The organism is Silanimonas lenta DSM 16282, assembly GCF_000429065.1.
Classification (GTDB): Bacteria; Pseudomonadota; Gammaproteobacteria; order Xanthomonadales; family Xanthomonadaceae; genus Silanimonas; species Silanimonas lenta.
Window position 1 is genome coordinate 373,538 of record NZ_AUBD01000001.1, and the last position, 23,754, is coordinate 397,291.

General features: G+C 71.9%; 24 protein-coding genes and 1 tRNA gene. 14 read left to right on the forward strand and 11 right to left on the reverse strand.

All coding sequences use genetic code 11. The annotated features are described in order from the left end of the window. The 3 genes from G408_RS12600 (at window position 1) to G408_RS0101730 (ending at window position 2,383) form a co-directional block, all read left to right on the forward strand. On the forward strand, window positions 1-1,098 hold the full coding sequence (locus G408_RS12600) for a tetratricopeptide repeat protein (RefSeq protein ID WP_051282493.1): 1,098 nt from the start codon (window positions 1-3) through the stop codon (window positions 1,096-1,098). Next, complete coding sequence (gene metX / locus G408_RS0101725) at window positions 1,095-2,237, forward strand: homoserine O-acetyltransferase MetX (protein ID WP_028769688.1); 1,143 nt, start codon at window positions 1,095-1,097, stop codon at window positions 2,235-2,237. Before G408_RS12600 ends, metX begins: the two co-directional genes overlap by 4 nt. Before the next feature lie 59 nt (window positions 2,238-2,296). Continuing rightward, a tRNA-Leu gene (locus G408_RS0101730) sits at window positions 2,297-2,383 on the forward strand. Between the two features lie 6 nt (window positions 2,384-2,389). Here the strand turns inward: G408_RS0101730 and G408_RS0101735 are convergent. From G408_RS0101735 to G408_RS0101745, 3 genes are read right to left on the reverse strand one after another with little or no spacing between them, the layout of a single operon-like run. Continuing rightward, the gene (locus G408_RS0101735; RefSeq protein ID WP_028769689.1) at window positions 2,390-2,956 is read right to left on the reverse strand and encodes a P-loop nucleotide/nucleoside kinase family protein; all 567 of its coding nucleotides are present in this window, start codon (window positions 2,954-2,956) and stop codon (window positions 2,390-2,392) included. Further along, window positions 2,950-3,735 (reverse strand): alpha/beta hydrolase, encoded by a 786-nt coding sequence (locus G408_RS0101740; RefSeq protein WP_028769690.1) that lies wholly within the window; start codon window positions 3,733-3,735, stop codon window positions 2,950-2,952. Before G408_RS0101740 ends, G408_RS0101735 begins: the two co-directional genes overlap by 7 nt. A gap of 14 nt (window positions 3,736-3,749) precedes the next feature. Further along, window positions 3,750-5,225 (reverse strand): lytic transglycosylase domain-containing protein, encoded by a 1,476-nt coding sequence (locus G408_RS0101745; protein WP_028769691.1) that lies wholly within the window; start codon window positions 5,223-5,225, stop codon window positions 3,750-3,752. Window positions 5,226-5,348: 123 nt separating this feature from the next. On the opposite strand from G408_RS0101745, the gene G408_RS0101750 reads away from it, so the two are divergent. Genes G408_RS0101750 through greB form a run of 4 tightly spaced genes read left to right on the forward strand, consistent with a single transcriptional unit; the run spans window position 5,349 to window position 10,173 of the window. Next, complete coding sequence (locus G408_RS0101750; protein ID WP_037411743.1) at window positions 5,349-6,875, forward strand: helicase HerA-like domain-containing protein; 1,527 nt, start codon at window positions 5,349-5,351, stop codon at window positions 6,873-6,875. Next, on the forward strand, window positions 6,872-7,978 hold the full coding sequence (locus tag G408_RS14660; RefSeq protein WP_028769693.1) for an AfsR/SARP family transcriptional regulator: 1,107 nt from the start codon (window positions 6,872-6,874) through the stop codon (window positions 7,976-7,978). Before G408_RS0101750 ends, G408_RS14660 begins: the two co-directional genes overlap by 4 nt. A 22-nt stretch (window positions 7,979-8,000) precedes the next feature. After that, window positions 8,001-9,662 (forward strand): AbgT family transporter, encoded by a 1,662-nt coding sequence (locus G408_RS0101760; RefSeq protein ID WP_051282494.1) that lies wholly within the window; start codon window positions 8,001-8,003, stop codon window positions 9,660-9,662. 7 nt (window positions 9,663-9,669) lie between these two features. Further along, window positions 9,670-10,173, forward strand: a complete 504-nt coding sequence (gene greB / locus G408_RS0101765) for a transcription elongation factor GreB (RefSeq protein ID WP_028769695.1) — start codon at window positions 9,670-9,672, stop codon at window positions 10,171-10,173. Between the two features lie 26 nt (window positions 10,174-10,199). Here greB and G408_RS0101770 read toward each other — a convergent pair whose 3' ends face one another. The 8 genes from G408_RS0101770 to G408_RS0101805 form a co-directional block, all read right to left on the reverse strand. Continuing rightward, complete coding sequence (locus G408_RS0101770) at window positions 10,200-10,874, reverse strand: DNA-3-methyladenine glycosylase family protein (RefSeq protein ID WP_425423333.1); 675 nt, start codon at window positions 10,872-10,874, stop codon at window positions 10,200-10,202. Next, the gene (locus tag G408_RS0101775; RefSeq protein WP_028769697.1) at window positions 10,871-11,821 is read right to left on the reverse strand and encodes a hypothetical protein; all 951 of its coding nucleotides are present in this window, start codon (window positions 11,819-11,821) and stop codon (window positions 10,871-10,873) included. Before G408_RS0101775 ends, G408_RS0101770 begins: the two co-directional genes overlap by 4 nt. A 15-nt stretch (window positions 11,822-11,836) precedes the next feature. Next, window positions 11,837-13,678: a Gldg family protein gene (locus G408_RS0101780; RefSeq protein WP_037411747.1), complete on the reverse strand. Its 1,842-nt coding sequence runs from the start codon at window positions 13,676-13,678 to the stop codon at window positions 11,837-11,839. Between the two features lie 3 nt (window positions 13,679-13,681). Next, on the reverse strand, window positions 13,682-14,416 hold the full coding sequence (locus G408_RS0101785) for an ABC transporter permease subunit (protein WP_028769699.1): 735 nt from the start codon (window positions 14,414-14,416) through the stop codon (window positions 13,682-13,684). Beyond that, on the reverse strand, window positions 14,413-15,339 hold the full coding sequence (locus tag G408_RS0101790; RefSeq protein ID WP_028769700.1) for an ABC transporter ATP-binding protein: 927 nt from the start codon (window positions 15,337-15,339) through the stop codon (window positions 14,413-14,415). Before G408_RS0101790 ends, G408_RS0101785 begins: the two co-directional genes overlap by 4 nt. A gap of 115 nt (window positions 15,340-15,454) precedes the next feature. Next, window positions 15,455-16,561, reverse strand: coding sequence for an SRPBCC family protein (locus G408_RS12610; RefSeq protein ID WP_051282495.1), 1,107 nt, complete (start codon window positions 16,559-16,561; stop codon window positions 15,455-15,457). A 126-nt stretch (window positions 16,562-16,687) separates the two neighbouring features. Continuing rightward, window positions 16,688-17,329, reverse strand: a complete 642-nt coding sequence (locus G408_RS0101800) for a response regulator (RefSeq protein WP_028769701.1) — start codon at window positions 17,327-17,329, stop codon at window positions 16,688-16,690. Beyond that, on the reverse strand, window positions 17,326-18,489 hold the full coding sequence (locus G408_RS0101805) for a sensor histidine kinase (protein WP_028769702.1): 1,164 nt from the start codon (window positions 18,487-18,489) through the stop codon (window positions 17,326-17,328). The genes G408_RS0101800 and G408_RS0101805 overlap by 4 nt, the downstream gene beginning before the upstream one ends. Before the next feature lie 117 nt (window positions 18,490-18,606). Between G408_RS0101805 and G408_RS0101810 the strand changes: the two genes are divergently transcribed. From G408_RS0101810 to G408_RS14665, 7 genes are read left to right on the forward strand one after another with little or no spacing between them, the layout of a single operon-like run. Then, window positions 18,607-19,203 (forward strand): GNAT family N-acetyltransferase, encoded by a 597-nt coding sequence (locus G408_RS0101810; RefSeq protein WP_028769703.1) that lies wholly within the window; start codon window positions 18,607-18,609, stop codon window positions 19,201-19,203. Between the two features lie 4 nt (window positions 19,204-19,207). Then, entirely contained in the window at window positions 19,208-19,990 is a 783-nt protein-coding gene (minC, locus tag G408_RS0101815; protein ID WP_028769704.1) for a septum site-determining protein MinC, read from the forward strand. Between the two features lie 27 nt (window positions 19,991-20,017). Further along, window positions 20,018-20,827: a septum site-determining protein MinD gene (gene minD, locus G408_RS0101820; RefSeq protein ID WP_028769705.1), complete on the forward strand. Its 810-nt coding sequence runs from the start codon at window positions 20,018-20,020 to the stop codon at window positions 20,825-20,827. A 2-nt stretch (window positions 20,828-20,829) separates the two neighbouring features. Further along, complete coding sequence (gene minE / locus G408_RS0101825; RefSeq protein ID WP_028769706.1) at window positions 20,830-21,087, forward strand: cell division topological specificity factor MinE; 258 nt, start codon at window positions 20,830-20,832, stop codon at window positions 21,085-21,087. Between the two features lie 34 nt (window positions 21,088-21,121). Continuing rightward, window positions 21,122-21,634 (forward strand): hypothetical protein, encoded by a 513-nt coding sequence (locus tag G408_RS12615; RefSeq protein ID WP_037411750.1) that lies wholly within the window; start codon window positions 21,122-21,124, stop codon window positions 21,632-21,634. Continuing rightward, window positions 21,631-22,560, forward strand: a complete 930-nt coding sequence (locus G408_RS0101835; protein ID WP_028769707.1) for a DMT family transporter — start codon at window positions 21,631-21,633, stop codon at window positions 22,558-22,560. Before G408_RS12615 ends, G408_RS0101835 begins: the two co-directional genes overlap by 4 nt. A 48-nt stretch (window positions 22,561-22,608) precedes the next feature. Next, window positions 22,609-23,742 carry a GGDEF domain-containing protein gene (locus G408_RS14665; protein ID WP_051282496.1) on the forward strand — a complete coding sequence of 378 codons (1,134 nt, stop codon included), beginning with the start codon at window positions 22,609-22,611 and terminating at the stop codon, window positions 23,740-23,742. Window positions 23,743-23,754: the final 12 nt, after the last annotated feature.

Sequence of the window (23,754 nt, forward strand, 5' to 3'; positions counted from 1 at the left end):
ATGACTGCATTCCTGCTGGGCGCCGCCGCCCTCGTGGCCCTTGCCCTCGCCTTCGTGCTACCCGCCCTGTGGAGCACGGCACGGCGCAGTGCCATCGTGCTCGCCATCGCCCTGCCGCTCGCTGCCGGCCTGCTCTATCTGCGCTTTGGCACGCCCGATGCACTGGACCCCGGCAACCGCGCCCCGCCGCGCACCATCGAGGAGGCCGTAGCACAGCTGGAGCGCCGCCTGCAGCGCGAGCCGGAGAGCCTCGAGGGCTGGGTGCTGCTTGGCCGTACCCGCAAGAACCAGGGCCGCGAGACCGCCGCCGCCGGCCGCTTCGACGAGGCCATGGCGCATTTCGCCGCCTCGGCCCAGGCCTTCCGCCGCGCCCTGGCGATCGCGCCGCACGAGACCGACCTGCTGGTGGAAACGGCGGAAGCCATGTCACTCGCCAACGAGGAGCGGCATTTCGGTGCCGAAGCCACGGCCCTGCTCGACGAAGCGCTGGCCAAGGTGCCGAACCACCAGCGCGCGCTGTGGTTCCGCGGCATCGCCGCCCTGCAGTCCGGCGACGCCGCCGGCGCCGTGACCCGCTGGGAAGCCCTGCTGCCGCAGGTGGACGCCGCCACCGCCGAGGCCCTGCGCGAGCAGATCGACGGCGCCCGCCGCATGGCCGGGCTGCCGCCGGCAGAGGCAGCGCCGGAGGCCCCGGCCGCGCCCCCGGCCGCCGCTTCTCGCACGCTCCAGGTCACCCTGGAGGCCGACCCGGCGGACCTCGCCACCCTGCCGCCGCAGGCCGTGCTCTTCGTCTTCGCCCGCAATGCCGAGGCCGCAGGCCCGCCGGTGGCGGCGAAGCGGATTCCGGCGGCCCGCCTGCCGCTCACGGTGAGCCTGAGCGACGAGGACCGGCTGATGCCCACGGCCACGCTCTCGGCCACGCCGAAGGTCGAGGTCTCGGCCCGCTTCGCCCGCTCCGGCGCGGTGCAGCCCGAGGCCGGCGACCTGGTGGCCGCGCCGGTGGTGGTGGAGGTCGCCAGCGCGGGGCCGATCCGCCTGCGCCTCGCCCGCAGCGAGACGCCCACCGATGCCGCACGCGCGCCGACCTTCGGCCCATGAGCGAGTTCATCCCGCCGGGCACCCGCTTCTTCGCCCTGCCCTCGCCCTTCCCGATGCGGCGCGGTGGCACGCTGCATGGCGCGCGCCTCGCCTATGAGACCTGGGGGACGCTGAATGCGGCGCGGGACAACGCCCTGCTGATCCTGCCGGGGCTCTCGCCGAATGCCCATGCCGCCAGCAATGCCGGCAATCCCGAACCGGGCTGGTGGGAAGGCATGCTCGGCCCCGGCAAGCCGATCGACACCGGACGCTGGTTCGTGATCTGCGTGAACCCGCTGGGCAGCTGCAAGGGCTCGACCGGCGCAGCCTCGCCGCATCCCGACGATGGCGAACCCTACCGCCTGCGCTTTCCCGACCTCAGCATCGAGGACGGCGCCGATGCCGCCGCCCACCTCGTGCGCGCCCTCGGCATCGAGCGCCTCGACACCGTGATCGGCAACTCGATGGGCGGCATGAGCGCGCTCGCCCTGCTGCTGCGCCACCCCGGCATCGCCCGCCGCCACGTCAACATCAGCGGCAGCGCCCGCTCCCTGCCCTTTTCCATCGCCATCCGCTCGCTGCAGCGCGAGGCCATCCGTCTCGACCCGAACTGGAACGAGGGCCGCTACGACGAGACGCGCTACCCCGAAAACGGGATGCGCATGGCACGCAAGCTGGGCGTCATCACCTACCGCTCGGCCATGGAGTGGGACGGCCGCTTCGGCCGGGTGAAGTTCGAGGCCGAATGCCGCGAGGATGATCCTTTCGGCCCGGAGTTCGAGGTGGAGCGCTACCTCGAGGGCCATGCCCGCCGCTTCGTGCGCCAGTTCGACCCGAACAGCTACCTTTACCTCTCGCGCTCGATGGACTGGTTCGACGCCGCCGACTACGCGCCGGGCAGCGTGCGCGGCGACGGCGGCGACGAGGATGCCAAGGTGATCGCCGCGCTTTCGACGGTGCGGCTCGAGCAGGCACTGGCGATCGGCGTGCATACCGACATCCTGTTCCCGCTGCAGCAGCAGGAGCAGATCGCCGAAGGGTTCCGCCGCGGCGGCACGGACAGCCGCTTCCTCCCCCTGCCCTCGCCGCAGGGCCACGACGCCTTCCTCGTCGATCTCGCCCGCTTCGGACCCGCGGTGCGGGAGTTCCTCGAACACTGAACACCGATGCCTGCGGCCAGGCACGGTGCCGGCAGGGGCCGGCTATACTTCGTCTGCCAGCCGGACTGGCGGAATCGGTAGACGCAGCGGACTCAAAATCCGCCGCCCTCAAAAGCGTGTGGGTTCGAGTCCCACGTCCGGCACCAGCAGAATCAAGGGTTCCAGCCTCCCGGCCGGGCCCGTGCTTTTTTGGCGGCGGCCATTTCGTGTCCAGCCCGCATGGCGCGGATCGCTGCCAGGGCCTGCTCCAGTACGGCGCCGGCGGGCTGGCGGGCGTCCAGACGCAGCGCGCCCTCCGCCGCCTGCGGTGCTTCGAAGCGCTGCGCCACGGCATGGGCGAGTGCCGGCACCCGGTCGGCCGGCGCCTCGTTCCGGTCGCCGGCGATGCGGATCGCCGCCAGCGCGGCAGGCAGGTCCAGCCAAAGGAGGCAGAACGGCACCCCGATGCCCGCCGCCAGCTCGCGCAGGGTCTGGCGCTCGGCCGCCCGCGCCAGGGTGGCGCCATCGACGATGACGGTGGCGCCCGCACGCAGCAGCATCGCGGCATCGAGATGCACGATCTCGAAGGCCGCCCGCTTCGCCGCTGCCTCCTCCCAGTCCGGGAACTGCGAGAGCCGGATGCTGTCGCGGGAGACGATCTCGGCCTGCAGGCTTGCCTGCAGCCCGCGCGCCAGCGTGGACTTGCCCGCCCCCGGCAGGCCGGCCAGCGCGATCAGCATCCGGCTTCCGCTCCGAAGAAGGCCCGCAGCGCCGCCGCATACTCCGGGAATACCTGCACATTGCTGTGCTGGGCCCGCGGCAGGTACAGCCGTTCGGGAGGGCGTGGCAGGGCCGCCACCAGGGCCTCGCTGTGTCGGGGCGGGATCACGTCGTCCTCCCCGGCGATCACCACCAGGGTCGGCATGATGAGCCGGGGCGCGCGGCGCCAGCTCTCGAAGGGATCGCGCAGCAGCCAGGGCAGCGGCGCCCACGGGTAATGCGCCTGTCCCACGCGAAGCACGCTGTCGAAGGGCGTGACCAACGCAAGCCGGCGCACCGGCCGCGCGGCGGCCACATGCACCGCCACGCCGCTACCGAGACTGCGCCCGAACACGTCCACCGCCGCGTGGCGGGCTGCCACGTGGTCGAACAGGGCCTTGGCATCGGCCGCCAGCGCGGCCTCGGAGGGTTCGCCGCTGCTGTGTCCGTAGCCGCGGTAGGAGACGAGGTAACCGGTGTGGCCGGGAGCCCAGCGCGCCACCTCGTCGCGGGCCAGCGACACATCCTCGCCATTGCCGCCGAAATACAGCAGGGCCGGGCCGCAGCCGGGGTTCACCACCCAGCCACGCAGTACGGCGCCCTCCACCGGCAGTTCGAAATCCGGGGCCAGGGGCGGGTTGCGGGTGAACTGCGGATAGAACAGCAGGCTGCGCTGCTTGAGATAGAGCAGCCCGAGCAGCGCCGCATAGGCGAGCGCCGAGATGGCGAGACCGGCGAGGAGAAGGCGGACGGTGGCCACGGCCACCCGCTGCCTCAGGCCCGGCAGCCGTCCAGCCGCAGGTGCTGGCCGGGCCGCAGGGCATAGGGTGCGCGCAGGCCGTTGGCACGCGCCACGGCTGCCACGTCGCAGCCGTGGCGGCGGGCAATCGCGCTCAGCGTATCGCCGGCACGCACGGTGTAGCGCTGGCTTGGGCGCAGGCCGGACGCCGCGCCGGCGAGGGCGGGCGGCGGGCCGGGCTTGCGGGCCTGCACCAGAGCAAGCGCCTGCGTGGCGCGCTCGCCCTCGAGGCAGTGGCGTTCGTAGAGTGGCACCACGTCCACCGGCACCCGCAGCTCGGTGCCGGCCGGGAGTTCCGCTTCCGGCAGCCAGCGCGGATTGAGGTTGCGCAGGGCACGGAACCAGCCGTAACGCGTGCCGCCATTGCCAAGGCAGATGGTGAGCTGGTTGATCGAGGCCGGCTGGCGCAGGGCCAGCAGGGTGGCGGCGCCGTTCACCCGCGGAAACTCGAGGCCGTAGTCCTCGGGGTGCAAGAACAGCCAGGCCGCTGCCAGGATGTAGGGCACGTAATCGCGGGTTTCCTTCGGCAGGGCATCGTAGACGTTGCGGTCCCAGAAGCCCTTGCCGGGATGCTGCCGCGCGAGGCGTCCCACCCGGCCCTCGCCGCCGTTGTAGGCCGCCAGCGCCAGTTCGAGGTCGTGGCCCAGCTCGGCGAAGCGCTCGTTGAGATACTGCACGCTGGCGCGTGCGGCGAGCTGCGGGTCGAAGCGGGTATCGAAGCCCTCGGCCCAGCCAAGGCCGAAGCGCCGTCCGGTGGCCGGCATGAACTGCATCAGGCCGGCCGCACCGGCCGGCGAGATGGCGTGCACGCGCCCACCGGACTCGCGGGCCATGATGGCGAACAGCAGGGCCTCGGGCAGGCCCGCCCGCTCGTACTCCGGCCACATCAGGAAACGCAGGTACTGGTACTGCTCATGGGCATTGATGAGCTGCGGACGCAGCGTGGTCAGCCATTCCGCCATGGCCGCGCGCACCGCCTCGTTGTGCACGATGAGCTCGCGCAGGTCGCGGCCATTGAGCTGGGTGAGCGTGCTTCCGGCCTCCGGGAACGCCGCCAGCACCGGCGATCCGGCCTCTGCCGGCATCGCTTCCACCGTCTCCTCGCGCCCCTGCTCTTCGCCGGCCACCCGCACGCCGCCGCCCATCAGGGCATCGAAGCGCGCCATCAGGCGCTCGCGGTCGCAGCCGGTGGCGCGGGCGCAGGCGTCCACCGCATCCAGCATGCGCTCGAGTGCCCGCTGCGCCGCCCGCCGCCCGCCGCGGCGATCCCCCGCGGCTGCCTGCGCAATGGCCTCGCGGTAGGCCTTCCCCGCCTCCTCGAACGCCGAATAGACGCCTTCGTGCTCGGCCTCGGCGCCAGGGTCGGCCCCCGCCGGAGCCGCCACCGAGGGCGACGCAGGAACGAAGAGAAGGGCCGAGGCAAGGGCGAGGGGCAGGAAACGCAGGAACATCCGGGAAGAACCGCAGGGAACGAAGGCCTTGCAGCCTAGCCCCGCCCTCCCCCTGCCTCAAGCGCTGGCCGCGCCCATTCCACGCCGCCTACACTCGCGAACGCCCCCGTCAGGACGCGAACCATGACCGCCCTCCCCGATGACGCCCTGCTGCTCGGCGCCTGCGATGCCGGCCCCATCACCCTGCCGCTGCGCCTCGGCAACCGCCACGGACTGATCGCCGGCGCCACCGGCACCGGCAAGACCGTCTCGGTGCTGCGCCTCGTGGAAGGCTTCTCGAAGGCCGGGGTGCCGGTGATCATCGCCGACGTGAAGGGCGACGTGGCGGGCCTCGGCCTGCCCGGCACGATGAATCCGCGCATCGAGCAGCGCCTCATGGAGATCGGCCTCGAAGGCATGGCCTTCGACGGCCTGCCGGTCACCTTCTGGGACCTGTTCGGCCAGCAGGGCCACCCGCTGCGCACCACGGTGAGCGAGATCGGTCCCCTGCTGCTCTCGCGCATCCTCGAACTCTCGGAGGCCCAGGCCGGCGTGCTCGACATCGCCTTCGCCCTGGCCGATGCCGAGGGCCTGCTGCTGCTCGACCTCGACGACCTGCGCGCCGTGCTGGCCCATATCGGCGAGCAGCGCGAGGCGGTGTCGAAGGCCTATGGCCTCGTCTCGCCACAGAGCCTCGCCGCCCTGCAGCGCGCCCTGCTGAAGTTCGAGCAGGAAGGCGCCCGCAGCCTGCTCGGCGAGCCGGCCATCGAGCTGCCGGACCTGATGCGCTCTGCCGCCGACGGCCGCGGCATGGTCAATGTGATCGCCGCCGAGACCCTGGTGCTCAAGCCTCGGCTCTACGCCAGCTTCCTGCTCTGGCTGCTCTCCGAGCTGTTCGAGCAGCTGCCAGAGGTGGGCGACCTCGACAAACCGAAGCTGGTCTTCGTCTTCGACGAGGCGCACCTGCTGTTCGCCGACTGCCCGCCCTCGCTGCAGCAGCGCATCGAGCAGGTGGTGCGGCTCATCCGCTCCAAGGGCGTGGGCGTGTACTTCTGCACCCAGAGCCCCAGCGACATCCCCGACGTGGTGCTCTCCCAGCTCGGCCACCGCATCCAGCACGCCCTGCGCGCCTTCACCCCGCGCGACCAGAAGGCCGTGCGCACCGCCGCCGAGACCTTCGTCCCCAACCCGGCGCTCGACGTGGCGCGGGTGATCTCGGAGCTGGGCGTGGGCGAGGCCCTCGTCTCCACCCTGCAGGCCGGCGGGCGGCCGATGCCGGTGGAACGCACCCGGATGGCCCCGCCCGGCTGCCGGCTTGGCGCCATCAGCCCCGCCGAACGCGCCGCGCTGCGGGCGCAGAGCGGGCTCGGCGGCAAGTACGACGCCCCACTGAACCGCGAGTCGGCCTTCGAGGTGCTGGCCGCCCGCGCAGCACAGGCCAGCGCCTCGCCCGCCCCGGCAGGAAGCACGAACGCCCCGGCAGGACGCGGCACCGCGGCGCCCCCGGCTGCGAAGAGCAGCAGCGCGGTGAGCGACTTCCTCTGGGGCACGGGCCGCCGCCAGGGCGCGGTCGAGGCGATGGCGAAGTCCGCCGCCCGCACCGTCGGCAACCAGCTCGGGCGGCAGCTGCTCCGCGGCCTGCTGGGCGGCCTGATCGGCGGGCGGCGATGAAGGGACGGGGCGAGGCCTACCGCCGCGGCCTCGAGGACCTGCCCCCGTGGTGGCGCGACCTGCCGGCCGTGGCCCGCTACCCGTTGGAGAGAAGCAATGGGGTGGTGATCGGCGCACTGTCGGTGCTCGCCTCGATGCAGGTCCTGCCGGTGATCGGCCTGTTCGTCAGCCTGTTCCTGCTGCTGGCGGTGCCGAAGCACGCGCTGGAGGTCCTGCGTGACTCGGCCCACGGCCATCGCAAGCCTCCCCGCTTCGGCATGGACCTCGGCGACCGGGCGGTGTTCGCCTTCCTCGTCCTGCTGCTGGTCTTCGCCGTGGTGCATCTCGCCCTGCAGTCCTTCGCCCCAGCGGCGGCCGCCACCGCCTGGCGCCTGCTGATGGCCCTGGTGCTGCCCCTGGTAGCGATGTCACTGGCCATCGACGAGCAGATGCGACGCGCGATCAATCCGGTGTTCTGGGTCGAGGTGCTGCTGCGGATCGGCCTGCCCTACCTCGGCGCCGTGGCGATGGTGTGGACCAGCCTCGCGCTGGGCCTCTCCGGCGCCGGCTGGCTCGACCGCATGCTGCCGCCCTTCTTCGGGGCCATGGTGTCGATGGCGCTGGCGCTGTGGGTGCTCTTCATGGCGGCGCATGTCTGCGGCCGGCTGGTGTTCCAGTACCGCGACGCGCTGGGCTTCAGCCCCGAAGGCCCGGAGGAGCCGGAGCGCCTGCGCCTGAGCCGGGACCACCGGCTGGAGGACGAGATCGACGCCCTGCTCGCTGCCGGCAGGCAGGACGAGGCCTTCGCCGCGCTGGACGCCGAGCTCCGCGAGCGCGCGGTCTCGGCCACCCTGCACCGGCAGTACCGGACCCTGCTGCGACGCCGCGGCGACCGCGCCGCCCTGCTCGCGCACGGGCGGCAGTGGCTGCACCAGAGGGTGCTGGAGAACGACGCCCGCGGCGCGCTCGCGCTGCTGCAGGAATGCCTCGAGCTCGATCCCACCCTCACCCTGCCCGATCCCGCCGACTGGGGGCCGCTGATCGAGGCCGCCGAACGCGCCGGCCTGCCGCGCCTCGCCGAAGCCGCCCGCGCGGCCCGGGCTGCGGCACAATCGGGAGTTTGAACCGAACAGGACCACCGTCCGCATGAGCCAGACCACCACCGGCAGCCCGACGCCGGAGCCCGGCGCCGCCGCCCCGCGCAAGGGCGCGATCGACCGCTTCCTCACCATCGTCGAGCGCGGCGGCAACGCCCTGCCCCACCCGGCCACCCTGTTCGCGGTGCTGGCGCTCGTGGTGGTGCTGCTCTCCTGGCTCGCCTCGCTGGCGGAACTGAGCGTGGCCCACCCCTCCACCGGCGCGACCGTCACCCCGGTCAACCTGCTCAGCATCGACGGCCTGCACCGCATGCTCACCGGGGCCGTCACCAACTTCACCGGCTTCGCCCCCCTGGGCGTGGTGCTGGTGGCGCTGATCGGCATCGGCGTGGCCGAGCACTCCGGCCTGATCGGCGCCTCGCTGCGCCTGCTGGTGCTCTCGGCCCCGCGCTTCCTGTTGACGCCGGTGCTGGTCTTCGCCGGCGTGATGTCGAACATGGCGAGCGAGATCGGCTATGTACTGCTGGTACCGCTCGGCGCGCTGATCTTCCTCTCCGCCGGCCGCCACCCCATCCTCGGCATGGCCGCGGTGTTCGCCGGCGTCTCGGGCGGCTATTCGGCCAACCTGCTGATCGGCACCATCGACCCGCTGCTCTCCGGCCTCTCGCAGGAAGCGGCGCGGATCGTCGACCACGACTACACCGTAAGCCCGCTGGCGAACTGGTACTTCATGATCGCCTCGACGCCGGTGATCACCCTGCTCGGCTGGTTCGTCACCGAGAAGATCGTGGCCCCGCGCTTCGCCGGAGCCGACCTGCCCTCACTCACCCTGGCCGCCGATGCCAGGCCGGACGACCAGGCCTTAAGCCCGGCCGAGCGCCGTGGCATGCGCTATGCCATCGTCACCGTGCTGGCCTTCACCGCCCTCGTCGTCTGGGGCGGCTACCCCGCGCACGGCGCCAGCCTCGAGCTGTTCGGCAGCGTGCTACAGCTGCCGCAGGTCCCGGGCTCGGGCTTCCTGCTGGATGACAAGCAGGACATCCTGCGCTCGCCCCTGCTCAGCGGCGTGGTGGTGATCATCTTCCTCTACGGCGTGCTCGCCGGCATCGCCTTCGGCATCGGCGCCGGCACCATCCGCTCCGACAACGACGTGATCAAGGGCATGTCGGCCAGCATGGCCACCCTCGGCGGCTACCTGGTGCTAGTGTTCTTCGCCGCCCAGTTCGTGGCCTTCTTCAACTGGACCCAGCTCGGCCTGATCTTCGCGGTGGAGGGCGCCGAGTTCCTGAAGGCCATGAACCTGCCCACCATCCCGCTGTTCATCTGCTTCATCCTGCTCACCGCCACCGTGAACCTGTTCATGGGCTCGGCCTCGGCGAAGTGGGCGCTGATGGCCCCGGTGTTCGTGCCGATGTTCATGCTGCTCGGCTACTCGCCGGAGATGACCCAGGTGGCCTATCGCGTCGGCGACAGCGTGACCAACATCATCTCGCCGATGATGAGCTACTTCGCCCTGATCATCGCCTTCTTCCAGCGCTACGAGCCCAAGGCCGGCATCGGCACCCTGGTGGCGACGATGCTGCCCTACTCGCTGGTGTTCCTCGTCGGCTGGAGCGCGATGTTCGGCGTCTGGATCTGGCTGGAACTGCCGATCGGCCCGGATTCCCCGCTCCACTACCTGCCCACCGCGGGCGCCGGCCAGGCGGGCTGACACCGGCATGGGTCGCTGGCGGCCACCGCAGGGGCCATCCACGGCGCTCGTCACCCGCGAGGGCTTCGAGCGCCTCAAGGCCGAACTCGACGAGCTGTGGCGGGTACGCCGCCCCGAGGTGGTGAAGGCCCTGGCCGCCGCCGCCGCCGAGGGCGACCGCTCGGAGAATGCGGAATACACCTACCGGAAAAAGCAGCTCGGCGAGATCGACCGGCGGGTGCGCTACCTCGCCAAGCGCATCGAGGTGCTGAAGGTGGTGGAGGGGCGGCCTTCCGACCCCGAGGCCGTGTTCTTCGGCGCCTGGGTCACCCTGGAGCGCGAAGACGATGGCACACAGGCCACCTATCGCATCGTCGGCCCGGACGAGATCGATGCGGCCAGGGGCTGGATCAGCATCGACTCGCCGCTGGCCCGCGCCGCCCTGAAGAAACGCGTCGACGAGGAGTTCGAGGCGCCCCTGCCCGCCGGGCCCACGCGCTTCATCGTGGTGGCGGTGCGCTACGAGGCCTGAGCCCTTCCGGACAGCGGCTCGCCGCCTCAGTCAGCCGAGCGCTTCACCTTCGCCGGTTCGACCACGCCCTCGCCATCGGCCATCCGCCAGAGCACGAGGCTCGCCAGGGTGCGGAACGGCGCCCAGGCCTCGCCGCGGGCCAGCAGGGCCCTGGGCGCCGGCAGGGCCTCGAGGCCATCCAGCACCTGCGCGCCCTTGCGCACGCCAAGATCGTCCACCGGCAGCACGTCGGGGCGGCCCAAGCGGAAGATCAGCAGCATCTCCACCGTCCAGCGGCCAATGCCGCGCACCTGGGTGAGCCGTTCCACGAGCTCGGCATCGTCCATGCTGGCCATGCGCCGTGCGCTGGGCACGGTGCCGGCGGCATGGTGGCGGCAGAGGTCGCGCAGGGCCTGCACCTTGTTCCCCGATACCCCGCAGGCGCGCAGCGTGGCGTCGTCCAGCCGGCCAAGCGCCGCGGCATCGAGACGGCGGGCAGCCGCCGCGGCCTCGACGCGGGCGACGATGGTGGCGGCGGCCTTGCCGGAGAGCTGCTGGTAGAGGATCGAGCGGGCCAGCGCGTCCACCGGCTCGAAGGGGCGGCGCCAGCCCTCGGGATCGATCGGTCCCACGCGCCGCAGCCAGCGCCCGAGTGCCGGGTCACGCCGGGCGAGGTGGCGGCGGGCGGCATCGAGGTCGAATCCGCGCGGCATCGGCTTCAGCCGCGCAGGGCGTCGAGGGCGGTGAGCAGGGGCGTGGCGACGTCGGGCGGCAGCTCGAAGGCACGCCGGGCGAACTCGTCGCGCTCGGCCTCCGGGGCCTCTTCCACCACGGCCCAGATCCGCGCCCCCTCGCGGTACAGGGCAAGGCCGTAGCGGCGGCCATCGACATGCTCGAGCCGCAGCCGGCGCACCGGGGCGGCCTCGCCAGTGGCGGGCTCCAGCTCGCTGCGCGGCCGCAGGCCCTGCTGGCGCGGCGCCGAGGCCGCGGCGGCGAGGGCATCGGGCAGGGGCGAGAGCGCCAGCAGCGCGCCCTCGGGCAGGAAGCGGCCCTCGCGCTGCACCAGGCGCAGCGGCGGCTGGCCGGGGTCTTCCACCGAAAGCGTGCGCAGTTCGGAGGGCGGCCACTGCCACAGCCGTGGATCGAGCCACTCGCCAGGGCGCGCCGGCAGCCGCAGGTCAGTGAAGCTAAGGCAGCTGTGGGCCGCGCCCTCCACCCGCACGTAGGTGCCGCCGCGCGGATGCGGGTGCCCCACCACCACGGCCCACTCGCGGCCTGCCACGGCAAGGCGGATGCGCGCCGTGGGACGGGCGAAGGCTGCCCCCGGCGATGCCTCGGCCGCAGGCGGCCAGTCCACGCCGATGCGGGCGAAGCGGCCGGGATCGGCCGTCCGCGGCTCGTCGCAGCGCGCTTCGGCCAGGCCCAGCAGCAGGGGCTGCAGCCAGCGGCGGTCGGCCCGCCAGGCCGCCTCCGGCAGGCGCCAGTGCGGGCCTGCCCGCTCCATCCGCAGGGTCTCGCCGCCCTGCTCCACCACCACGGCCGGCAGGTCGGCCAGGGCCGCGGCCAGCCCGGGCACCAGGGGCTCGGGCTCCGGCGCCTTCGTGCAGGCCGCGAGCAGCCCGGCCAGGGCCAGCGCGAAGGCCGGGGAGCGCGGAATGGAGCACGGCATGCGGCAGCGCCTCGCTCAGCCGAGGGCGCGGCGCCGGCGCTGCAGGCGGATGAGCCCGCCCAGCAGGAACAGGAAGGCCACGAAGGCCGGCACCAGCACGATGTTGAGGAAACGCAGGGTGCCGGACAGCGCGTCGATGTCGGCATTGAGCTGGCGCTGCACCTCGCGCAGCTGCAGGCGCACGTCGGCCTTCTCCTGCTGGAAGCGCAGCAGCTCGGCCTGCTGCTCCGGCCCGAGGCCGCCGCCGTCCTCGCCGCGCTGCAGGGCAGTGAGCTTGCGCTCGAGATCGGCGAGCCGCTCGCGCAGCTGCTGCTCGGTCTGCAGGAACTCCTGCGCCGCGTTGCGGCGCAGGGCCTCGACCCGGTGGAAGGGCCGCGAGGCCACCGCCCGGGTGCGCAGGGCGATCAGGCCGGCCTTGCCACTCAGGTTCTCCACCGCGTTGTAGACGAAATCGCCGTTGTTGGCGAAGGGCTCGCTCAGGGCCGGCATGCCGGGCACGGTATTGACCCAGAAGGCATCGGCGAGCAGGTCGGTATCGGCCACCACGATGGCCTGGAAATCGGCTTCGCTGCGCTCGCGATGGCCTTCGCCCTTGCGCCCGGGAAAGGCGGTGGCGATGGGGCCGGAGAGCCGGGCGGCGACCGTGCGCGGCCCGCCCTCGGCGCGGAAGGCGCGCAGCAGGTTGGCCGGCGTGGCGGTAACGCCGCCGAGCAGGCTCACCGGCAGCTCGCCGCTCTGCGAGGAAGTACGCAGCAGGGTCTCGAAGCGGGTGCTGGCCCCCTCGCGCGGCCGCAGCACGCCGGCACTGGAGACGTTCACCAGGTCCATCTGCGCGGTCACGATGTCCTCGCCGGACATCGCCTCCGGTCCCAGCCCGAGCAGGGTGATGAGCGGTTCGCGCGGGCCGCCCTCGCGGGTCTGCACCGAGAGCGCGGAGCCCGGGTCGGCAACGATCCGGGCAGGATCGTAGTCGATGCCCCAGGCCGCCAGGAGCGGCTCGAGGCTGGAGGTGCGGCTGCCGGCAGGATCGCCGCCCAGCGGATCGTCGGAAGGCTGGTGCTCGGCATCGGGATCGACGAACAGCAGCACCCGCCCGCCGCGCAGGGCGAACTGGTCGATGGCATAGAGCGAGTCCTCGGAGAGCTCGCGCGGGTGCACCAGCATCAGCAGCTGCACCTCCGGATCGATGCTGGTGAAGCCCGGCTCGAGGCGGCGCAGGTCGAACAGCTCGCGCAGCTGCTGGTCCACCACCCAGCCCGGCGAAGGCGCGCCAGCCGCAGGATCGAAGGCCGGGGCCATGGGCAGGCCGGAGTAGAGCGCCACCACCGGACGCGCCTCCACGGTGAGCGCGGCGATCAGCTTGGCGAGGTTGTATTCGAGGAAGGCCTCGCGCTCGGCCTGCAGGAAGGGAATGGGCAGCTCGCCATCGGTGCTGTTGCTGCCGACGATGCCGAAGAAGAAGTTGCCACCACGCGGCTGCGGAACCGCGGTGAGCCCCTGCGCCACCGCCCGGTCTTCCTCCTCCGAGAAGGGCTCGGGATCGACCACCTCCACCCGCACCTTGCCCGCGGAGCGGGCGGCGATCTCCAGCAGCAGCTCGCGCACCCGCTGGGCATAGGCGCGCACCTGCGGGAAGTCGGACGAGGCACGCTCCGAGAAGTACAGGCGCAGGGTGACCGGCTCCTCGATGCCGCGCAGCAGCTCCAGGGTGGCAGGCGAGAGCGTGTGCTCGCGGGCCTGGGTGAGATCGATGCGGGCACCGCGCAGGGCCACGGTGGACACCGCCACCAGCAGCAGGAAGCCGAGGGCGATGGCGGGCAGCGCCCAGAGCGATCGGCGGAAGCGAACGGGATTCATGCGTCAGCCGGCCTTCTTGGCATCGAGGATGACGACCGTGGCCAGCAGCCAGGCCGTGATCGAGAACAGGAAGAACAGCACGTCGCGCAGGTCGAGCACGCCGCGCTGGATGGCCTGGAAGTGGGTGAGGAAGCTGAGCTGCGCCACCGCCTCGATGGCGGCCCGTGGCGCCCAGCCCTGCACCGCGTCCTGCACCAGCGGGTAGCCGGCGAGCAGCATCAGGAAACAGACCACCACCGTCACCACGAAGGCCACGACCTGGCTGCGGGTGGCGGCCGAGAGCGCGCTGCCCACCGCGAGCATGGCGCCGGCGAGCAGCCAGCTGCCGAGGTAGCTCGCCAGCACCACGCCGTGGTCGGGGTCGCCAAGCCAGCTGATGGTCCACCACAGCGGCGTGGTGAGCGCCAGGGCCACGCCGAGCAGGGCCCAGCCGGCGAGGAACTTGCCCAGCACCGCCTGCCAGGGCGCGAGCGGCAGGGTGAGCAGCAGCTCCAGGGTGCCCGACTTGCGCTCCTCGGCCCAGAGGCGCATGCCCACCGCGGGTACGAGAAAGAGGTAGAGCCAGGGGTGGAAGGCGAAGAAGGGCTGCAGGTCGGCCTGTCCGCGCTCGAACAGGCCGCCAAGGTAGAAGGCCAGCGCCGCGGCCACCGCCACGAACAGCACGACGAACACCGCCGCCAGCGGCGAGGCGAAATAAGCCGCGAACTCGCGGCGGGCCACGGCAAGCAGCGGGCTCATGCGGCCTCCCCGAGGGTCAGGGCACGGAACACGTCGTCGAGGCGGCCGCGCTCCACGCGCAGGTCGGAGAAGGCCACGCCGCGCCCGGAAAGCCGTGCCGCCACCGCCCCGGGATCCAGCGGGCGGGCCCGCGACAGCAGGAATACCCGGCCCTCGCGGGGTTCCACCTCGGTATCGGCAGGGGCCACCAGGCCGTCCAGCGCCGCCACCGCGGCCACGCTGTCGGGGGCGCGGAAGGAGAGCGCGCCGTGATAGCGCGAACGGGCCAGCAGCTCGGCCGGCGTATGGTCGGCACGCAGGCGGCCGCCGGCGATCACCAGGGCGCGGGTGGCGATGGCTTCCACCTCCTCCAGAAGGTGGGTGGAGAGCATGATGGTGCGCTCGCGGGCCAGCGACTGGATCAGGCCGCGCACCTCGTGCTTCTGGTTCGGATCGAGGCCATCGGTGGGCTCATCGAGCAGCAGCACCGGCGGGTCGTGGAGGATGGCCGCGGCGAAACCGACGCGGCGGCGGAAGCCCTTGGAGAGCGTGTCGAGCGGCTGGCGCAGCACGCGGCCGAGCTGCAGGCGCTCGACCACGTATCCGGTGCGTTCGCGGCGCCGCTCGCCGGAAAGCCCCCGCACGTCGGCCACGAAACCGAGGAAATCGAGCACTTCCATCTCGCCGTACCCGGGCGCCCCTTCGGGCAGATAGCCCAGCGCCCGGCGGGCGGCGAGGCCGTCGCCGGCCACGTCATGCCCGGCCACGCGCACCCGCCCGCCGTCAGGGGCGAGGAAGCCGGCGATCATCTTCATGGTGGTGGACTTGCCGGCGCCGTTCGGCCCCAGGAGCGCCACCACCTCGCCCGGGCAGACCCGGAAATCGAGACCCTCCACGGCGACCAGCGCACCGAAGCGCTTGGTCAACTGTTCCACTTCGATCATTGCTTGGCCCGTTGCGGCTCGCGCGCCGCGGCACGCGATGGACAGCCCCGGCGGCGCGGAGTTCCCGCCCCCGGAAACGCCGAGGCGGGCTCGTGGCCCGCCTCGGTCGGAAGCATCAGCGATCCTGCTTCAGCGGGAGGTAGGACTCGAACTCCGCCTCCATGCTGAGCATGTCGGGGATCGCGACCTTGTAGTCGTCGAAGCCCTGGCCCGGCTCGAGGGCGTAGCCGCGCACCATCGCCCAGGCGCGCAGGGTGTCGCGCACGCGCTGCAGGCCCGGGGCGGGCCCCACCCACTTGGTGTTGGCGGCCAGCATCGGCGGCACCTGCACCAGCTCCACCTGGTTGCCCTCGCCGGTGACCTTGGCCTTCAGCACCGGCAGCTCGGCCACCGTGGCGGCGCGCGAGGCCCCTTCCTCGGCGCCCTTCTCGCGCACCGGCAGCAGCATGGTGAAGGTATAGGCCTCGGAGCTGCGGTCGATGGTGACGATGCGCAGCGGGCCGTCCTTGACGAAGCCGCTCTCCTCCATGACGCGGTCCATCCACTTCAGCTGGTTGGTCATGGAGATGGCCACGCCATCGTCGCGCAGCGGCGCGGTGACATCCACCTTGAGGGCGTTCATCGCCGGCACCTCGACCACGCGCAGCGGGTGGTCGTAGAGGGTGTAGTCGACGCGCGGGATGCCGGCCAGGGCGTTGGAGAGCAGGCGCAGGCCCGACTGGATGCGCTTGCCGACGTTGGCGGCCACGTACATGCCGGCGTAGCGGCCGATCAGGTTGTTGCCATACTCCACGCGGTAGCGCTGGGTGATCCTGACGTTGCGCTGCTGGCGGCCGGCGCGCTCGAAGGTGAAGCGCATGGTCTTGTTGTGGCCCATGGCGCCGTCTTCCACGCGGAACACGATGCGCTCGCCCGGGATGCTCTCGGTGATCTCCCAGCTGCCCTTGCCGATGCGCGGGTTCTTCGACTCGAACTCGAGCCGGGCGCCCACGCCGGAGGCCGGGCCACTCAGAGTGAACTTCACGTTCGGGTCGATCAGGCTCATGGTGTTCCAGTCATTGAAGCGCTGGAACCCGTTCAGCATGTCGAAGGCGACGTTGATCGGCCGGTTGGTTTCGACCGAGTGCGAGAAGCTGCGGTGCTTGGGCAGGGAAAAACCCACCACGACGCCGACGATGGCGACCAGGACCAGCGCGACGACGAGTTCAAGGAATCGGGCCATTCATACTCTCCGGGGATCGGCCCGGGATGGCCTGCGCCGCCCCGGGGAGCGGCAGAGGATAGCAGCACGGCATGGCCGGCAACAGCGCGGTCACGGCGGCGGCAGGTACCCCCGGCGCGAACGCCGTCACACCAGCTTCAACTCGAAGGCCTTGAGCACGGCACGGGTGCGGTCGCGCACCCCGAGCTTGGAGAGGATGTTGGAGACGTGGTTCTTGATCGTGCCCTCGGCCACCCCGAGCGAATTGGCGATCTCCTTGTTCGAGAACCCCCCGGCCATCAGGCGCAGGATCTCGGTCTCGCGCTCGGTGAGCGGGTCGGGCTGCTCCAGGCTGTGGAACTCGGTCTGCAAGCCCTCCAGGCCGGAGAGCAGGCGGGCCGTGACCACCGGCTGCACCAGCGAGCCGCCCGCCGCCACGGTCTGGATGGCGGAGACGAGCTGGTCCAGCGACACGTCCTTCAGCAGGTAGCCCTTGGCCCCCAGCTTGATGCCCGCCAGTACCAGCTGGTCGTCGTCGAAGGTGGTGAGGATGATGGTGGGCGGCAGCTGCCCCCTGGCGGCCAGCGTCCGCAGGGCGTCCAGGCCGCTCATCACCGGCATACGCATGTCCATCAGTAGCACGTCCGGGGCCACTTCGGGCACTTTCTCCACCGCCTGCTGGCCGTCGGCGGCCTCGGCCACCACGGCGATGCCGTCGGCCAGTTCGAGCAGGGAACGCACGCCCTGGCGCACCAGGGTCTGGTCGTCGACGAGCATCACGCGGATCATGCGGGGGCCTCGAGAGGGATGTGGATGTCGATGGTGAACCCCTGGCCGGGAGCCGTGCTCACCGACAGCTGGCCGCCCACGGCACGCAGCCGCTCGCGCATGCCGGAAAGGCCATTGCCCGGGGTGAAGGATTCGCTGCCCATGCCATCGTCGCGGGCCACCAGCCGCAGCGCATCGCCCTCGCGCGCCAGGCGCAGCCAGAGACGCCCGGCATTGGCGTGGCGGATGGCATTGGTGAGCACTTCCTGGGTGCAGCGCAGCAGCACGTGGGCGCGCTCCGGGTCGTCGAGGGCCAGCGGCGAGGCGATGTCGAGCTCGACCTGCAGGGCCGGCACGCCCTCGACCAGGGTGCGCAGGGCGGCCGCGAGGTCGATGCGGTCATCGCCGCGCATGGCACTCACCGCCTCGCGCACGTCAGTGAGCAGCAATCGGGCCAGGGTATGGGCTTGACGCACGTGCTCCTGCGCCCGCCCCTCGGTGAGGTGACCTGCCACCTCGAGGTTGAGGCTGAGGGCCGTGAGGTGGTGGCCGAGCAGGTCGTGCAGCTCGCGCGAGATCCGCAGGCGCTCGCCCACCCGGGCGCTGTCGGCCAGCAGCGAGCGGGTGGCGCGCAGCTCGGCATTGAGGCGGCGCTGCTCCTCGCGGGCCTCGGCCTGCTGCTTGGCCACGAGCCCCGCCACGTAGACGAAGCCGGACACCCCGACATAGAGCAGCGACTGCATCAGCGCCTCGAGCAGCGAGAACTCCATGCCGCGCATGAACACGTACACCAGCGGCAGGTGCTGCAGCACCATCCAGGCCACCCCGGGCCAGCCGGGCAGCAGCCAGGGCACCACCGCCGCCATCACCATCATCAGGATGGCGCCGAGCCCGGTACCGGTGAGCGCGCTCACGCCGATGGCCGAGCCGGCCATCACCAGCATCAGCAGCAGGGGCAGGAGGTAGCCGCGCCCGGGGCCGAGCACCCGGGTGGCGGCCCAGAAGGCGAGGCCGAAGGCAAGGTAGACCAGCACCGGCAGGACCACGGCCGCCAGCCGCAGGCGGGGCGGGCCGAACTCGGCCACGAACAGGATGTTCATGGCAAGCCCAATGCCCACCATGGCCCAGGTGAACAGGCCGGCATAGCGCAGCAGCGTGGCATGGGTGAGGCGCGGCAGCATGCCGGCATCCTAGCCTCCCCCGGCGCCCCGCCCGCCCCCCGGAAGTCACGCCCCCTTCCCCCGGGGCGCCCATGCGATACTGGGCGCTTGTTCTACTGCCTGCCCGGAGGACGAGGCGTGCCGATCCTGATCCGCGACGTGCGCGAACACGAGCTGGACCTCGTGACGGCGATCAACAACTCGGCGGGTCCCTCCATCCTGCCGATGGACGCGGAGAAGGTGCGTTTCTTCTGGAACGAGGCCGACTACTTCCGGGTGATGGAGCAGGACGGCGTGGTCACCGGCTTCCTCGTCGGCTTCAGCGACAGGGCCCCGCACGACAGCCCGAATTTCCGCTGGTTCCGCGAGCGCTACGAGAACTTCCTCTACATCGACCGCATCGTGATCGCCGCCCCGCGCCGCGGCGGCGGCCGGGGCCGCGCCTTCTATGCCGACGTGATGAGCTTCGCCGAGCCACGCTGGGCGAAGCTGTGCTGCGAGGTCTTCCTCGGCGTGGGCTACGACCCTGCCCTGCTGTTCCACGGCAGCTTCGGCTTCCGCGAGGTCGGACAGCAGACCATGGACGGCACCGGGCTGCGCGCCTGCATGCTGATGAAGGAGCTCTGCAGCCACGAGTGGATCGCCGCCACCTATGGCGAGCGGCTGCCCGACGAACCCTGGCTGGCGCCGCGGCAGCGTCCCTCGCGCGTCCCCGCCCGAGACACCGGAACCTGAGCCCATGGCGAGTACCGCCCCCCTCCCCGACTACGAGCCGGCCGGCGAGCTGAAGTTCGGCCAGGTCGGCATCGCCAACCTGCGGATCCGCAGCCTCGACCTGCCGCGCCTCGCCGCCGAGATGCGCGAGCGCGTCGAGCGGGCGCCGAAGCTGTTCGCCCGCGCCGCGGTGATCCTCGATTTCGGCGCCCTGCCGCGCCTGCCCGACGAAGCCACGGCCCGCGCCCTGGTCGAGGCCCTGGCCGCCGCCGGCGTGCACCCGGTGGCCCTGGCCTACGGCACCCCGGAGAACGATGCCCTCGCCGAGCGCCTCGGCCTGCCGGTGCTGGCGAAGTTCCGCGCCCAGTACGAGCGCGCCGGCGCCGACGCCATGACCGATGCCGCGCTGGCCGCCCGTCCTGCCGCGCCCGCGCCGCCCCCCGCCCCGGCCGCACCGGCGCCCGTGGCCGAGGCCGAGCCCGGCCTGGTGCACGCCCTGCCGGTGCGCTCCGGCCAGCAGCTGCTGGCCGTGAACCGCGACCTCACCGTGCTGTCCAGCGTCGGCGCCGGGGCCGAGCTGCTGGCCGACGGCTCGATCCACGTCTACGGCGCCCTGCGCGGCCGCGCCCTGGCCGGGGCCTCCGGCTTCACCGGCGCGCGCATCTTCTGCCGCGAGTTCCATGCCGAACTCGTGGCCATCGCCGGGCACTACAAGGTGCTCGACGACGTGCCGAAGGCCCTGCACGGCAAGCCGGTGCAGGTCTGGCTCGACGAGAACGACATCCTGCAGATCCAGCCGCTGGCCTGAAGGCCGGCCCCACACGGAGACACGACCTTGGCTGAAATCCTCGTCATCACCTCGGGCAAGGGCGGCGTGGGCAAGACCACCACGTCCGCCAGCATCGCCATGGGCCTTGCCCGCGCCGGCAAGAAGACCGCCGTCATCGACTTCGACGTCGGCCTGCGCAACCTCGACCTGATCATGGGCTGCGAACGCCGCGTGGTGTACGACTTCGTCAACGTCGTGCACGGCGAGGCCACGCTGAAGCAGGCGCTGATCAAGGACAAGCGCTTCGACAACCTCTACGTGCTGGCGGCCTCGCAGACCCGCGACAAGGACGCCCTGACCAAGGAGGGCGTGGAAAAGGTGCTGAAGGACCTCGCCGCCGACGGCTTCGAGTACATCGTCTGCGACAGCCCGGCGGGCATCGAGAAGGGCGCCTTCCTCGCCATGTACTTCGCCGACCGCGCGCTCGTCGTGGTGAACCCGGAGGTGTCCTCGGTGCGCGACTCCGACCGCATCCTCGGCCTGCTGCAGAGCAAGACCCAGAAGGCCGAGAAAGGCGAGCGCATCACCGAGCATCTGCTGCTCACCCGCTACAACCCGGAGCGCGTGGAGAAGGGCGAGATGCTCTCGATCGCCGATGTCGAGGAAATCCTCGGCCTCAAGGTGATCGGGGTCATCCCCGAATCGCCCGACGTGCTGCAGGCCTCGAACGCCGGTAACCCGGTGATCCTCGACGAGCAGAGCGCCGCCGGCCAGGCCTATGCCGATGCGGTGGCCCGCCTGCTCGGCGAGGACCGCCCGATGCGCTTCACCACGGCCGAGAAGAAGGGTTTCTTCGCCAAGATCTTCGGGGGCTGAACATGGGCCTCTTCGATTTCCTCACCAGCAAGAAGCCGAGCAGCGCCAACCTCGCCAAGGAGCGTCTGCGCATCATCGTGGCGCAGGAACGCACCACCCGCGGCGGGCCGGACTACCTGCCGCTGCTGCAGCGCGAACTGCTGGAAGTGATCCGCAAGTACGTCAATGTCGACGTCGATGCGGTGAAGGTCGATCTGGTGAAGGACGGCGAGCACGACGTGCTCGACATCTCCGTCTCCCTGCCCGACCGCACGCCCTGAGCCCCAGGCCCGCGGCCACCGCGGGCCCCCTGGCATGTCTGGCCCGACCCCCTCCGTGCGCCTGCTCTCCGACATCGGCTGGGAGGCCCCGCGCCGCCTGCTCGCCCGCTTCGGCCTGGAACTGGTGGCCGTGCCCGCGGGCGACCCCATCCCCGGCAGCTACTGGGGCGGGAGCGAGGCCGGCATCATCGGTCACAGGGTATATGCCCGCGCCGACACCCCGGTGCATTCCCTGCTGCACGAGGCCGGGCACCTGATGGTGATGCCGCCGGAACGTCGCGCCGCCATCCACACCGACGCCGCCGACACCCAGCGCGACGAGGATGCGGTGTGCTACCTGCAACTGCTGCTCGCCGACGCGCTTCCGGGCTTCGGCCGCGCGCAGGCCTTCGCCGACATGGATGCCTGGGGCTACAGCTTCCGCCTGGGGTCGGCGCAAGCGTGGTTCGAACGCGATGCCGAGGACGCCGCGGCCCATCTGGCCTCCCTGCCGCACCTCGCCGGCCTGCTGCCCACCGGGCATGCCAGCGGACAGCAGGCAGCATGAGCCTGCACGCCTCCTCCGGCCGCTGGAAGCTCGGCCTGCTGCTCGCCCTCGTCACCGCGGCCTGCTGGGCCACCCTGCCGGTGGCGCTCAAGCTCACCCTGGAGCAGGTGGATGCGATCACCCTCACCTGGTTCCGCTTCCTCGTGGCGGCCTTGCTGATGGGCGCCTGGCTGGCCTGGAAAGGGCAGGCCATTGCGCCCTACCGGGCGCTGTCGCGGCGGCACTGGGCGATGCTGCTCGGCGCCGGCCTCCTGCTGCTCGGCAACTACGTGTTCTACCTGCTCGGCGTGCAGTTCACCACGCCAGGCAATGCCCAGCTGCTGATCCAGCTCGCCCCGCTGCTGATGGCCCTGGGCGGCATCGTGGTGTTCCGCGAACGTTTCTCGCGGGCGCAGTGGGTAGGCCTGCTGCTGATCGTCGTCGGCCTGCTCGCCTTCTTCCTCGAGCAGAACGCCGGGCATGGCGACCGGTACGCGCTGGGCGCCGGGCTGGTGGTGCTGGCGGCGGTGGTCTGGGCCGGCTATGCGCTGCTGCAAAAGCAGCTGCTGCTGCGGCTTTCCTCGCCCTCGATCCTCTGGGCCGTCTACGTGCTCTCGGCCCTGCTGCTCTGGCCCTTCGCCGATCCTGCGCGGCTCGCCGGCCTCGATGCCCTGCATGCCAGCCTGCTCGCCTACTGCGCGCTCAACACCCTGGTGGCCTACGGCGCCTTCGCCGAGGCCCTGGCGCACTGGGAGGCCTCGCGCGTCTCCGCCATCCTCGCCACCACGCCGGTGCTGTGCATCGGCGCGGTGGCCGCCACGCACGCGCTCTGGCCCACGCTGATCGCCCCGGAACGCCTCGGACTCGCCGGCTGGACCGGCGCCGGGCTGGTGATCGCCGGCTCGGCGGCCGCCAGCCTGCTGGCGAAGCGCTCCGGCCGGGGCTAGCCTGCGGGGGAATACCGGCCGCCGCCGGAGGGAGTACCCCGCCCGCCCATGCCGCTCGACCGCGACACGCTGCTCGTCTTCGGCGCCTTCATCCCGAGCCTGCTCGGCCTGGTGGCGATCGGCGTGGCTGGCGGCCTGCGCGAGCGCGACCGCGCCCTGTGGCTCTGGGGCGTGGCCATGCTGGTGGCCGGCCTGAACCAGCTGCTGCTGGTCAGCCTGCCCACCACGGCCCTCACCATCGCGCTGGCCAATGCCTGCTTCCTCGCCTGGGTGGTGCTGGTGCTGGTATCGGTGGGCTGGGGCAGCGGCCGGCAGCCGCGCATCGGCCTCTTCGCCGCCTGGGCCGCGGCGGCCTGGCTCGCCTTCCTCGCCGCGGCGCACCTCGGCGGCGACCTCCGGCTCGGGCGCCTGCTCAACTGGCCGAACATCGTGCTGATGTTCTGCCTCGCCTTCTACTGGGCGGCCAGCGACCGGCGCAAACGCATGCCGCTCGCCCGCGGCCTGCTGCTTGCCGGGCTCGGGCTGGAGGCGCTCGCCGTGGCCTTCCGCACCAGCCTCGTGGCCTTCGGCGATCTTCGGGCCGTGCTGCTGATGGACAATCCGACCACGGCGAACGTGGTCTTCCTTGCCGCCGCCACGCTCGGGCTGATCCTCGGCACCCTGGGCATGCTGCTCTCCACCATGGATGCGGTGAACCGCCGCCTGCGCTTCGCCCTCGAGGTCGATGCTCTCACCCGGCTGGCCAGCCGGCACGCCTTCTTCGAGCAGGCCCGCGCGATCCCCGAGGGAACGGCGCTGGCGCTGCTGATGGTCGACATCGACCACTTCAAGGCCATCAACGACCGCTTCGGCCATGCCGGCGGCGATGCTGCCCTGGCGCATGCCGGGCAGGTATTCCGGGCCGCCCTGCCCGCGGGCCGGCTGGCGGCCCGGCTCGGGGGCGAGGAATTTGCGGTGCTGCTGCCCGGCGCCGGGATGGAAGAGGCCCTCGCGCTCGCCGAGACCCTGCGCGCCACGGCGGCGGCGCGGCCATGGCGGGCGGACGACGGCGAGCCGGTACCGGTACAGCTCAGCATCGGGGTGGCCGCGGGCCGGGAAGGCCTGGAGGCCCTGCTGCGCCGGGCCGATGCGGCGCTGTACCGTGCCAAGGCGGAAGGCCGGAACCGCGTCGTCGCCGGATGACACTTGTGGCCG